Source organism: Acinetobacter sp. ANC 4910 (assembly GCF_004331035.1).
GTDB lineage: Bacteria > Pseudomonadota > Gammaproteobacteria > Pseudomonadales > Moraxellaceae > Acinetobacter.
In genome coordinates, this window is the sequence record NZ_SJNT01000005.1 from 184,069 (window position 1) to 197,367 (window position 13,299).

At 42.5% G+C, this 13,299-nt stretch carries 10 protein-coding genes and 3 tRNA genes; 6 read left to right on the plus strand and 7 right to left on the minus strand.

What is annotated here, in order from left to right; genetic code table 11:
- Positions 1-278 precede the first annotated feature (278 nt).
- From E0H82_RS07290 to E0H82_RS07305, 4 genes are all read right to left on the minus strand, one after another.
- Positions 279-884: a glutathione S-transferase family protein gene (locus E0H82_RS07290; protein ID WP_131264032.1), complete on the minus strand. Its 606-nt coding sequence runs from the start codon at positions 882-884 to the stop codon at positions 279-281.
- A gap of 79 nt (positions 885-963) precedes the next feature.
- Positions 964-1,647 (minus strand): helix-turn-helix transcriptional regulator, encoded by a 684-nt coding sequence (locus E0H82_RS07295; RefSeq protein ID WP_131264033.1) that lies wholly within the window; start codon positions 1,645-1,647, stop codon positions 964-966.
- 74 nt (positions 1,648-1,721) lie between these two features.
- Positions 1,722-2,390: an HAD-IA family hydrolase gene (locus E0H82_RS07300; RefSeq protein WP_131264034.1), complete on the minus strand. Its 669-nt coding sequence runs from the start codon at positions 2,388-2,390 to the stop codon at positions 1,722-1,724.
- A 311-nt stretch (positions 2,391-2,701) separates the two neighbouring features.
- Entirely contained in the window at positions 2,702-3,640 is a 939-nt protein-coding gene (locus tag E0H82_RS07305) for an RluA family pseudouridine synthase (protein WP_131264035.1), read from the minus strand.
- A gap of 755 nt (positions 3,641-4,395) precedes the next feature.
- Here E0H82_RS07305 and E0H82_RS07315 point away from each other — a divergent pair.
- The 5 genes from E0H82_RS07315 (at position 4,396) to E0H82_RS07335 (ending at position 10,194) form a co-directional block, all read left to right on the plus strand.
- Complete coding sequence (locus tag E0H82_RS07315; RefSeq protein WP_131264036.1) at positions 4,396-7,737, plus strand: Rne/Rng family ribonuclease; 3,342 nt, start codon at positions 4,396-4,398, stop codon at positions 7,735-7,737.
- A 188-nt stretch (positions 7,738-7,925) separates the two neighbouring features.
- A complete protein-coding gene (locus tag E0H82_RS07320; RefSeq protein ID WP_131264037.1) occupies positions 7,926-9,767 on the plus strand; it encodes a long-chain-acyl-CoA synthetase in 1,842 nt (613 codons plus the stop codon).
- A 133-nt stretch (positions 9,768-9,900) separates the two neighbouring features.
- Positions 9,901-9,976 (plus strand) — tRNA-Lys (locus tag E0H82_RS07325).
- An 18-nt stretch (positions 9,977-9,994) separates the two neighbouring features.
- Positions 9,995-10,070 (plus strand) — tRNA-Lys (locus E0H82_RS07330).
- Between the two features lie 48 nt (positions 10,071-10,118).
- Positions 10,119-10,194, plus strand: a tRNA-Lys gene (locus E0H82_RS07335).
- A 98-nt stretch (positions 10,195-10,292) separates the two neighbouring features.
- Here the strand turns inward: E0H82_RS07335 and E0H82_RS07340 are convergent.
- Positions 10,293-10,946: a hypothetical protein gene (locus E0H82_RS07340; protein WP_165492932.1), complete on the minus strand. Its 654-nt coding sequence runs from the start codon at positions 10,944-10,946 to the stop codon at positions 10,293-10,295.
- Between the two features lie 295 nt (positions 10,947-11,241).
- On the opposite strand from E0H82_RS07340, the gene E0H82_RS07345 reads away from it, so the two are divergent.
- Positions 11,242-11,508 carry a PspC domain-containing protein gene (locus tag E0H82_RS07345; RefSeq protein ID WP_131264039.1) on the plus strand — a complete coding sequence of 89 codons (267 nt, stop codon included), beginning with the start codon at positions 11,242-11,244 and terminating at the stop codon, positions 11,506-11,508.
- An 85-nt stretch (positions 11,509-11,593) separates the two neighbouring features.
- On the opposite strand, the gene E0H82_RS07350 is transcribed toward E0H82_RS07345, so the two are convergent.
- Positions 11,594-12,694 (minus strand): HPP family protein, encoded by a 1,101-nt coding sequence (locus E0H82_RS07350; RefSeq protein ID WP_416224492.1) that lies wholly within the window; start codon positions 12,692-12,694, stop codon positions 11,594-11,596.
- A 122-nt stretch (positions 12,695-12,816) separates the two neighbouring features.
- Complete coding sequence (locus E0H82_RS07355; protein ID WP_131264041.1) at positions 12,817-13,227, minus strand: lysozyme inhibitor LprI family protein; 411 nt, start codon at positions 13,225-13,227, stop codon at positions 12,817-12,819.
- Positions 13,228-13,299: the final 72 nt, after the last annotated feature.

Genomic DNA, 13,299 nt, shown 5'->3' on the forward strand with positions numbered 1-13,299 from the left:
AATGACCAAATCATTCAGAATTTAGTGGGGTCTATTTTGATTAAACTTTGCATCTACGACTAAAAAATAATAAGCGAGAAGTCTATCTGTATCAGATCTACCTCAAAAATAAGCCTTTTTTCATAAGTCATACCAGTCCGGTACAGCTCATGCCTCGAACAGTTGCGGATCACGTTCCCTCATACTGAATAACATCATGAATTTAAAATAAAAATGCCAGTCAATTTATTCACTGACTGGCATTACCTGCATAAGAGGCTTATCGGAGTAAAATGGTTTTATGCTGCAAATAAAGCAGGATTATTCTTTAAACTTTCACGTTGCTGTATGGCCAATACATAGCGATCAATTGCAGGATGTGGTTTTAATAAATTCATTTTTAATTGCCAAATGATCATTGCCCCTAAACTGATATCGGCTGCCGTAAACTGTGAACCGCATAAATAAGGGCTTGCTTGTTCTAAACCTTGAATCAAGGCTTGATAGGTATCTTGATAATCGCCATAGCCCATAAACATTTTTTGCTCTGGTGCAACCTGAACTTTTAAATGCTCATTGTCCGAAGCGGCTGCAAACGGGCCTGCACCAAAGAACAACCAACGATAATATAAACCTCTTTTCGGATCATTCAGTGCAGGAGCTAACCCTTTTTCAGAGAATTTATCTGCCAAATACGCACAAATGGCATCTAACTCATAAATCACCACATCACCATCAACCAAAACTGGCACTTTACCGAAAGGGTTGAGTTTTAAAAATTCGGCTGATTTCATTTCTGCGCCATAGGCGATTTCTACGCGCTCAACTTCAATCCCCAAATCAAGAATGAGCCAATCCACCACAACGCCTCGAGATTGCTTATTTGTATATAAAGTTAAAGCCATTGTTCTATCCTCTGTGTTTATTGTTTGTTTAGAATAGAACGGAGCTGTGTCAGTTTTTGTCAGTAGTGTTGGGTCATTTTTATGAATTTGAAAATTCCTTTTGACACCATTGCTGAAACAAATGACGTTTAAATTGAGGATAGACTTGTTCAGTGCATATGAGCGTTTGTATTCGATCTAAACGGAAATTTCTAAAATCTTCCCGTAATTCACACCACGCAGCCAACAACATTTTGTCGTTAAAATATCCCAATGCAAACGGCCATAATTGCCTGTGTGAAATCTGTTTTTGTTCATCAATATAATCAATCTGAATTTTAGTTTGTAAACGAATGGCGATACGAACTTGTTCCACAATGGTTTGATCAACCTCAATCCATGAATGAATGGATTTTAGATAGGTATCATTTAAAAATTCTTGTTTTCTTTGCGGTAATACGGCTTTTAATTTGCTTAATACCGAATGTGAAGCCAGCTGTAATGCTTGATCAGGAATAGATTTAGCCCATTGTAATGCCAGATACATGGCTTCAATTTCTGATTCATCCAAACTCATGGGGGGAAGGAGAAAGTTTTCTTTCAATTGAAATCCTACACCGACACTTCCCTCAATATTAACCCCTTGATCACGTAAACTTTCAATATCTCGATAAACACTTCGCACACTGATTTGCAAATGTTCAGCCAAACGTAGTGCAGTAACAGGATAACGCTGTTCACGAAGATGCTGTAATAAATGAAGTAATCGAATAGAACGACTCATAGCGGATTTTCTTGTTATTCAAAAGTAATTTTAGGCGTATATCCTTACACGCCTTGAAAAATAATCAACTTGGCTTAAGCCACATCAGAAGCATTTACTTGCAGATTTAAAAACTGATCTAAACTTGCGACATCATCGGCAATGGTCAACGGATTAAACTGCTGCAAAATATTTTTAGTATGTACACCATAGGTGACGCCGACTCTTGGCATGGCAATATTTTGCGCCATTTCCAAGTCATAAGAAGTATCGCCGACCATAATCGCTTGCTCTGGGCGCAACCCTGTGAACTGTAAAATTTCCCGCAACATCAACGGATCAGGTTTAGACTTGGTTTCGCTTGCCGCACGCGTAATCTCAAACAAATCATGACTATTGGTTTGAGCGAGCACACGATCCAAACCTTTACGGCTTTTACCTGTCGCCACCGCAAGCTGAACCCCCTGATTTTTGAGTCCATACAACATTTCAGCAATCCCCGCAAACCAAGCATCATCGGTTGAATGGGCAACATAATGATCGCCATAACACTTCAAAAGATCAGTATGTAATTCAGGCACTGTCGGAAATAAAACTTGAGCCACTTCAGGCAAACCCAAACCAATAATACTTTTTGCCGCTTCAGGCGTTAAGGGTTGTTCAAATTGCTGCGCTGCAAACAAAAGACTGTCCACAATTTGCCCCACTGAATCAAATAATGTGCCATCCCAATCAAAGACAATCAGTTCTACAGGTTCTTGCATATTTTTCTCTTTGTTTAATCTAGTCTAAATATTTAATTCAAAATGAAAGTTTGATACGCGAAAATGTCATCCGCAATGGTTCGAGGCAAAACAATTTTGAATAAATAAAGTTTTTGCAATCCATCAATCAAAAGTTGCTACTGAACGAGTTTTGCAGTGAGGCGCGTTGCGCCGCAAGTTGGTTTTCTTGCGAAGCTTCGCTTCTCATTTTGCCAAAACAAAAGTAGGTAAAACCGAAGGTTAAATCCAAACATGTATACCCTAATGAACAAATTTCTCAGTTCGCTCAGAATACTTTTTTGAATTCAGACTTAATCCTTCTTCTGTGCTCTTAACTGCGCCACAATACTCTGCATATCTTCAGGTAAAGGTGCTTCTATTGGTGGATAACCAGGAATATCCAAACGCATGGCGTGTAAACATAAACGGCGTGGTTTTGGCCCCTTATATTCCGTTTCATGACCATATTTATCATCGCCAACCAGTGGATGACCAATACTCAAACCATGCACACGAATTTGATGGGTACGACCCGAAAGTGGCGAAGCATACACCAAAGTCGCATGCATAAAACGCTCAGCGACATTCCACTGAGTTTTCGAATCTTTCCCTTCTTTAGATACGCGTACACGACGTTCGCCATTCGACAATTCGTAACGGTGTAAAGGCGCATCAATCAACTGCTTATCGAGGCTGACGACACCTTTGACCACAGCAGCATAAGTCTTCTTAATTTTGTGTTCACGCAGCATATCTTGCAAAGTTTTTAACACGCTACGTTTCTTAGAAATCATCACCAAACCGGATGTATCACGGTCAATTCGATGAATCAGTTCTAAATATTTTTTGCCCGTCGCAGCCCTTAAGCCCTCAATCAAACCATAAGCCACGCCACTGCCGCCATGCACCGCAATTCCCGATGGTTTATTCACCACCATTAAGCCTTCATCTTCATAGACTACACGACTGAGTAAACTTTGTGCGACTTTGTCTGAAACAGGGGCAGCCGTTTCATCTTTTTGTTCATAACGAATTGGCGCCACACGAATCTGATCACCAATTGCCAATTTGGTTTCCGCTTTAATGCGCTTTTTATTCACGCGCACCTGACCTTCACGAATTAAACGATAAATGCGACTTTTCGGCACACCTTTGAGTCGGCTAAATAAAAAATTATCGATGCGTTGACCCGCTTGATGCTCATCCACTTCAAACCAAGTGACACTTTGCCATTCTTGCGTAGAATTCATACAGATACTGTGACCTAAAAAAATACTAAAATTGATTAAAAACTGATCATTTAGGCTATACTTTTCACTAGAAACGTTAGCTTAGCCCATAGGCAGATGATGCAAGGTTTGCTATAGTCAGCGCACGGAAACCATCGTAAGTGAATCATCATCAACGCATTTCAATTGAAGTTAAGTTGAAATGTGACTGACATTTTGATTATAAACTCGAAAAGGTCCCAAAAGAATTATGCCGACGCCGAAGGCTTATTATATCGGCAAAACTGCAAACTGTTGCGTTTAATTGTACCTCAGGTACATAAATCAGTTTGCCTGAAAAAATATGTCGCCAACCTCAAGTTGGTTTTTAAACGTAAACTGATACACATCAGATTAGTCGCACCCTGAAACCACATTCAGGCTACAGCGTCTGATGCATTGGATCTGCACAATTTGTAAAGATACGACGATAATTCCGTATCAAGACACTCTTATGTAGGGATGCTCTTCGAGCAATGTGACAGTGAAAGTTACTCACATCCAATGCACCGCTCGTTCGCCAGTGAAGTGTACAGGTGTCTTTAATCGTTGAAAGATTGAAGCCGTATTGCCATCATCAATACGTGAATCAAAACTGGAGCCCACCTTAAAAAAGGCCAGTGAAAACCCTCAGACCACAATTGGTTTATTTGAGATCTGAGTTTGATCCATGATGTTTGATGCTCGCTACGTGAATAGCGATTTTTTGCTGTGTATCACTATAAGGTGTTACACCCATGAAACGTATGTTGATTAATGCAACACATGCTGAGGAAGTCCGCGTTGCACTTGTTACTGGTCAGCGTCTTTACGATTTTGATTTAGAAAATCGTACTCGTGAACAAAAAAAATCGAATATCTATAAAGGTCATGTGACTCGCGTCGAGCCTTCTCTAGAAGCTGTATTTGTAGAATATGGTGCAGGTCGTCAAGGCTTCCTGTCTATGCGCGAAATCGCAAATTCATACTACAAAGCTGACCCTCGCCAGACTTCGAATATCCGTGAACTGATTACTGAAGGCACTGAGCTTTTAGTCCAAGTGGAAAAAGAAGAACGTGGCAACAAAGGCGCTGCACTTTCTACCTTTATTTCTTTGGCAGGTCGCTATTTAGTCCTCATGCCAAATAATCCCAAAGGTGGTGGCATCAGCCGTCAAATTTCGGGTTCAGTTCGTGAAGAATTAAAAGAAATGTTGGCATCACTCAATGTCCCTCGTGGCATGAGCGTGATTGTACGTACTGCGGGTATTGGTCGTTCTCAAGAAGAATTACAACTCGATCTACAACACCTTCTCGATCTTTGGGCACAAATCCAAAATACAGCGAGTTCTGGTCCATCACCAATGTTGGTACACCAAGAAGCAGGTGTAGTGACACGTGCCATCCGTGATTACTTACGTGATGATGTGGCAGAAATTTTAATTGACTCTGAGCAAGCCTATAACGAAGCTTATAATTTCGTAAAAGCAGTCATGCCTCGTCAAATTGACAAGTTAAAAACCTACACCTTAAACGAGCCATTATTTGCTCATTTTGGTATCGAAAGCCAAATTCAAACCGCTTATGAGCGTGAAGTAAAATTACCTTCTGGTGGTTCAATCGTGATTGACCAAACAGAAGCTTTGGTTTCGATTGATATTAACTCTGCAAAATCGACTCGTGGTCATGATGTAGAAGAAACTGCACTCAATACCAACCTAGAAGCCGCAGAAGAAATTGCACGTCAATTGCGCTTACGTGACATTGGTGGTTTGGTAGTCATCGACTTCATCGATATGACCAAAGACCGCAACCAACGCATGGTAGAAGCAAAATTACGTGAAGCAACGCAAAGCGACCGTGCACGTATTCAATTTGGTCAATTGTCGCGCTTTGGTTTAATGGAAATGAGCCGTCAACGCTTACGTCCATCTTTAGAAGAAGCCACTGGTTATGTTTGCCCCCGCTGTCATGGTACAGGTATGGTGCGTGACTTACGCTCACTTTCACTTTCAATTATGCGTAAAGTGGAAGAAATTGCTCTACGTGAACGTCATGGTGAAGTTCAAGTTGAAGTGCCTGTAGAAATTGCTGCATTCTTATTGAATGAAAAGCGTCACAGCCTCGTTTACTTAGAGCAAACCTCGGGTGTTCGTGTGACGGTATTACCACACCCTCACTTAGAAACACCACATTACGAAATTTCTTATAACCCTGAAGGCTTCGCGCCAACTAGCTATGAACGTACCGAAGCAACACGTTCTAGCGAAAAAGAATTGGGTTATGAAGCTTCAGATTGGCATTTAGAAGATGCGGATCAACAACCAAGTGCTGCACCTATTGCTGACAAACATGGCAAGAAAAAGCCACAGCAAGCTGCTCAACAAAGTACGCAAGCCCCTAGCCCTGCTGCTGTAGCAACTGCGTCAAGCAGTCCATGTGCATGGTTAGAAAATCTATTTGTTCAAAAGCAAGCGGCAACTGTAGATCAAGCGCGTACAGCAAATAATGCAGCTGCGGCAATTGAGCAAATGGTCAATGGTGGCGCAGTCAGCCGCGGTCAATTTGGTCAAGTAACAGCAACACCTCCTGCTGTTGCCGCAACACCTGTTGCAAACAACAATGTGTACTTGTCGGCTACACCTGCTCCACAAAAATCAGAGCAACGTGACTTTGCAGAAAAAAATTCTGAGAAAGAAGAAAAATCGCAACGTCACAACAAAAAGCGCAACAATAACAACAAGCAACGCGAACAACGTGAGCAACCACAAGAACAAAATCAAGTGGTTGAAGAAGTTGTACAAATGTCGCGCCAAGAGCAACGCCAAGAACAGCGTGAGCAAAAGCGTCAACGTCAGCAACAACGTCAACCACAGCAAGAGCAACAAAGCGAACCGCATGTTGAACAAGCTGTTCCACGTCGTGACCGTAACAACCAACAGCGCCCGAATCGCCCAAATCGCCACCGCGACCAAAGCGTATTCAATGAGCAACAAGCTGCTGTAGCCGCACCTGCTCCAGTCGTAGTCGATGAGCAACAAGTCAAGGTAGAAGTCATTGATGCTCCGCGTCAAGACATCATGCCAACAGCTCTCGTGGTCAATGTAGATCAAGCGCAAAGTGAAATCATCGCCATCAACAAGCCTGCAACCGTAAAGGCTGTGGAAGCTGTGGCTGTTCCTGCTGTGACTGAAACTCCAGAAGTGGTTGAAGCTGTTCCTACCACGGTTGTGACTGAAGCAAAAGTTGAAGTTCAGGCTGAAGCACCAGCGCCACAAGTTGAAGTGGAAGCGCAAAAGCCTCGTTCTGACGGCAAACGTGCAAGCAATGACCCGCGTATGCGTCGTCGCCAACAACGTGATGCTCAAGCTAAACGAGTGCAAGCGCCAAAGCTTAACCCGTCACAAGTACCGACTTTAGCGCAATACACAGTAGGTAGCTTAATTCGCCATGTTTATGGTGAAGACTGTGCTGTGCTGATTGAGCAATTTGGCTTAATCCCAACCTTCAACCGTGCCTTACAGAAGTTTACTGCAGAATATGCAGCAAGCCTCAACACAAGCACTGTGGTTGTTGAAGCGGAGAAAAAACCTGTCACACGTGATGTCGAAGTTGCGAAAGCTACTCCTGAAGCTGAACCTGCACCTGTGTTGGACTTAACACCTCCAAAGCCTGAGTCAGAAAAGCGTGTTGCCAATGACCCACGTGAGCGTCGTCGTTTAGCAAAACAGGCTGCTGAGCAAGCCCTAGCGCAAGTTAAACAAGCACATGTGGAAGAAGCACCTATTGTTGCTGAGCCAGTTGTTGCTCCAGTGGTTGAAAAGATTGCAGTTGTAGTGGAGCCTGTAGAGGCTGCTGCTGCCGAAGTTGCAGTCACTGAAGCAGTGGTGGCTGAAACCCCTGTTGTAGAAGCAGTGGCTGAAACTAAAGCGCCTGCGAAAACCAAAGCCAAAGCAGAGCCAGTACAAACTGAACTGAGCGTTGATGTTGCCGCAGAAGAAACAACTGAAACGTTGAGCGAAAAGGAAGAGAAAGAAAAAGCTCGTCCTCGTCGTCCACGCGGCCGTCCACCGAAAAAAGTAACACCTACAGCAGAGTAAGTATTTACCCAATTGCTGTGAAATAATTAAAACCTAGTCATTTCGATGGCTAGGTTTTTTTTGTTATTTTGAATAGATTAGGTTGATTGCACTAGAAAGAAACGATTAAAAGGACAACTGTACAGATTACTACGTTCAACCTGTAGACAAAGACATCGTATTGGACACGAAAAATAAATAGGATTCTTATGAGCCAAACCACACAGAGCGATCTTATTGGAATTACAGACGTCGCTGCAAAAATCCCACAATTTATTGGAAAACTTCCGCATCTAATTACAGGATTAAAACAAGCATACTTACGCACCCCAAACTCACCAGCGGGCTTAGGTATTGCCTTTGAAAAAGCCGTAAAACGCAATCCACATGGCTATGCGTTATTATTTGAAGAGCAGAAATATACCTACCAACAACTCAATGATTGGGCAAACCAAATTGGGCATTATTATTTATCGATTGGTGCACAAAAAGGTGATGTCATTGCGGTAATGATTGAAAACCGCCCAGAACTGGTTGCCAGTGTTTTAGCTTTGGCAAAAATCGGGGTCACAGCAGCTTTAGTGAACACTTCACAAGTCGGCAAAGTTTTGGCGCATAGTATTAATTTAGTCAATCCTATCGCACTTATTGTTGGAGAAGAATGCCGTGCCGCTGTAGATGAAATTCGCCAAGAGCTTCACTTGATCGAGCAGCGTTTTCATTGGTTTGCCGACCAAGAAACACGTCAAGATGCAGGAACAGCACCTGCACACTATCTAAATTTAGCTAATGAAATCATCACCTTTCCGACCTTTAACACGCCAACCACGCACAGTGTGAAAGGCAAAGATGGCTTGTTTTACATCTATACTTCAGGCACCACAGGCTTACCGAAAGCGGTGATTTTCACCCATAGCCGCTGGACGCTTGCCTATGGCACTTATGGACACGTACTGGATTTAAACAGTGACGATGTCATGTACGTTACTCTACCGCTCTACCACGCGACAGGCATTGTGGTGTGCTGGTGTGGGGTGATTGCAAGTAGTGCGACTTTGGCATTGCGACGTAAATATTCGACCTCTGCGTTCTGGAAAGATGTGCAAAAATTTAATGCGTCGGCAATTGGCTATGTGGGAGAGTTGTGCCGTTATTTAATGGATGCACCAGCATCAGAATTAGACCACGCCCATCGTGTCAAAAAAATGATTGGCAATGGCATGCGTCCAAATATTTGGGATAAATTTAAACAACGTTTTGGCATCGAAGAAGTCCTCGAACTCTATGCATCGAGCGAAGGAAATGTTGGCTTTAGCAATGTGTTTAATTTCGACAATACTGTCGGATTTTCACCTACGCCTTATGCCATTGTTCAATTCGACAAAGAAAAGAATGAACCTATCCGCGATGCACACGGCTGGTGTCAAAAAGTAAGTAAAGGTGAAGTCGGTCTGTTGATCGGTAAAATTACCCGTCGCTCCCCTTTTGATGGCTATACCGACCCTGAAAAAAACAAGTCTGTGATTATGCCCAACGTGTTTAAACAAGGCGATGCCTACTTTAACACAGGTGATTTGGTGCGCGATATTGGCTTCCGCCATGCACAGTTTGTCGATCGCCTTGGCGATACCTTCCGCTGGAAAGGTGAAAATGTCTCAACCACCGAAGTTGAGAATATGTTGTGTGAATATCCAAAGATTGTCGAAGCGGTAGTGTACGGTGTGGAAATTCCACACACCAACGGACGTGCAGGTATGGCTGCCATTACCCTAGCAGAACAAGCTCAACTGAATGAACAAGACCTGCAAGCTATGCTCAGTTGCTTCAAAAAAAGCTTACCTACCTACGCCATCCCTGTGTTCTTACGTGTGCAAAAACAGGTGGAAACCACAGGGACCTTTAAATATCAGAAAAACAAGCTGAAAGAGCAAGCCTTCAATCCAGAAAAAACCAATGAACAAATTTTAGTCTTGCTGCCAAACAGCAATGCCTATTGTGATATGAGTACTGAAATTTACAGCAATATCCAACAGTACCAATATCGCTTCTAAACTGAAATTTTGGTAATTTTTTGCATAAAATCAGGCAAAGTTGTTGTATTTATAATCAAACATCAACAACTTTGCGATTTTTCTCTTGCGCTCGTTCGAGATCTTGCTACAATACGCTCCATCAAAACGAGATGGGTCGTTAGCTCAGTTGGTAGAGCAGCGGACTTTTAATCCGTTGGTCCCGCGTTCGAGTCGCGGACGACCCACCACTTATTTTGATTCCTGATGGGTCGTTAGCTCAGTTGGTAGAGCAGCGGACTTTTAATCCGTTGGTCCCGCGTTCGAGTCGCGGACGACCCACCATCTTTAAGCTTTACCAAAAAGCTGTCATAATGTGAAAGCATTCTAAATGGGTCGTTAGCTCAGTTGGTAGAGCAGCGGACTTTTAATCCGTTGGTCCCGCGTTCGAGTCGCGGACGACCCACCATTTATTGCAAAACATCTTAAAACATTTCCTAGAGCACCGCTCTCCGCATCGCTACTATATTTTCATAGCATCTTTATCGCTTCTAATTTCATTGCACATTATTGATCTTTAATTAAACGATACGTTTGTGTCGGCATCGGATAACCCGCTGCAAATAAATGCTGATTAATTTGATTATCTAGATCTAAAGTTCGATCCAAATCCAGAATAAGATTCTGTTGTTTATCGACCCGATAATAAAATTCTGCCCCCTCTTCTAAATGCACCACCAATTCAGAATCTTCTGGGTTCACGGACCATGTATCACGTCGATAGGTTCGAATATTGCTGTCTTCAGCCAATTTTTCACTAAACAACTTTCCTGTGTAAACAATACTCCGATAGGCAGAACCATCGGCAGCCAAAGTCAAAATATATTCTGCCGAACCTTCGGAACATTGTACAAAGTCATCTTTACAGGAAATCTTGACATGATAGCGCCCGACATAAAGGGCTTGCTCATCGGCTAAATCTTGTTGCACTGTTGACGCCGCTTCGTTGGGCATACTCGCCTGACCCGCCAGTTCCGTTAATTTTTTGCCAGACTGTGGCTGACGAGCAGCAGATGCAGGCTGTCCTTCATCTGCAGATAGCGTTGTTTGATCAGCATTAGGCGGTGTTGGACTACATGCTGCCAAAATTAGACTGAGATACAAACATCCCAGTAATGCCCCACCTAACTTCGGATGAAGTCTTACACTTTTCCATTTCATCACGTTAATACACAACCCACATTCATTTGACCGAGCACCCAAAGGGTAAAAAATGTTATCGCGTCATTTATCCTTAAATTCGGCAACAGCATTGCAAGCGCCTGTATTTACTTATCAAAAATAAAGGCATCTGTAAATTTGATCACATTTTATGTAGCGCACGGCTGAGCGCCTATGTTTATTTACATAACTTAACTATTTTCGTGCTGGCTTTGCTTTAAAAATTGAATTGCATCACCATTTATTAATTATGGGTTTGCAAGATATCCCTCATTCAATTTTTAAGGAGACCTGAATGGCCAATGTTGGTTTATATCGTTCGAATCGCCAAAATATAATTGCAGGTGTTATGGGCGGTATTGCTGAACGTTTTGGTTGGAACGCAAATTTATTAAGAATTATTTTCTTTTTAGTTTCCATCATGAGCGCCGCTTTTCCAGGCATTCTCGTGTATTTGGTTTTATGGTTAGTGATTCCTAAACGTCAGGACGCCAGTTATTCAGATTCTTCGAATTACCAGCGCCCAATGCGTACAGTGAATAACAACAAGACGCCATTATAGGTTTTAAACAACATCATTTGACCTACCGTTTTGGTCGCTATGACTTTTTCCCCAAAGAGTCGTAGCTTTTTTATTTCAGCTTCGCTTATTTCTGATTTTTCAATTGAATCAGTTGCTGATTCAATGCCGCAATCATATCTGCACGACTAATCATTCCCACCAATTGTTGTTGCTCAACCACAGGAATGTAGTTAAACGAACGCTCTACAAAATACGGCACTAAATCCTGAATTGGCTGGCTCGGCTGTACCGTCACCACTTGTCGATTCATAATCTGTTTCACCTGATGTTCCCAACTGGCTTTAGGGTCGGCAGCACGTTTAAACCATTCCACGACTTCATACAGTGCTAAAGTTCCCACCAACTGCCGTGCATTATTGACCACAGGCAAGCTCATTAAATTAATCTGTTTGAATTTATCTAAAGCCAGATGAATATCATCTTGCTCATTCAGCATCAGTACATCTTTAGACATTAAGTCTTGGCAAGTCAGTTCATTCACTGTACGTGCGTTGGCAATTTCCTGCGCCTTGAGAATAATCTTTTGTAAATCATATTCACTGATGTCGAGCAACTGTGGCTGATGTTCCAACACATTGTGGATATCTTGCGGCTGAATGGTGACTTTTTGAGTGGGTGTCGGATCGGTGGAACGTGAGTTTAGCTGTGCTGTTTGCGGATATTTGCGTCCCAACATTCGGTTAAAAATAATGGCGATGACCAAGAGCAACAATGAGTTCAATAACACAGGATAGGCAATAAAGGCATAACCTAGCTCATGCACACTTTTACCACCCAACACCGCAGTAATGGCGACTGCACCACTGGGCGGATGTAAAGAATCGGTGGTCATCATCAAAAAGATCGACAGCGCCACCGCAATACTGAATGCTTCGGTTAAATTCGGCATATATAGCGCGCACGTAACGCCGATAAAGCCCGCCAAAGTATTACCAATAATCATATTCCATGGCTGCGCCAAAGGACTGGCAGGTACAGCAAACAGCAATACCGAAGAGGCGCCCATTGGGGCAATGTACCATGCATTAATATCACCCAACACCCACCAGCTAATGAGCGAGGAAAGTGCTAAGCCCAATAATGCACCTAAACCACAGAGCATTCTTTCCTTTAGCGGTAACACTTTAAAATTAGGTTTTAAGGTATTTAACCATTCAAGTTGCATATGAAACACAGCCGCCCTTCTAATTTTTCGCACTTAACTGGTGCAAAATTATACGTGGTCTTAGCAATAAGATGCATCTATTTTACATCTTATTTTTATGAGTAATTCTGTTGAACAACCTGTTAAATATATTGCTGCAACTGTGCAACCCGTTCAGCATACTGCTGCATTGGACAATATGCATACATGGGCGAACCAATATACTGTCCAGCATTATCACACTCTTGATCGACATAGGCTTTCCACAAACGCTGTGATTTTAAAATATCTTGGTAACGTTCTGGCTGTTTGTATTCTTCGCTTTGTGTACGAATTTGATCGAGTAATGCCACAATTTGCTTTTCGTAGCCTTGTTTGGCTTGATCCGCGCAAATTTGTACCACGCTATTGTTAATCCCTGCCAGTTGCTGCTCTTGAATAGTTTGCTCAACACATTCGCTATACGGATCCGATTCAGTCGTCGGTTGTTGGGCACATACCAATCCAATAGAGCCAAGAACCAATACACTGGTGGATAAAATAAATTTCAGCATGACTTGTCACTTTTGTTGTTATGAATTGTCATCACTATACCAAAATGCTTGATGATCACCCAATCTACGCAA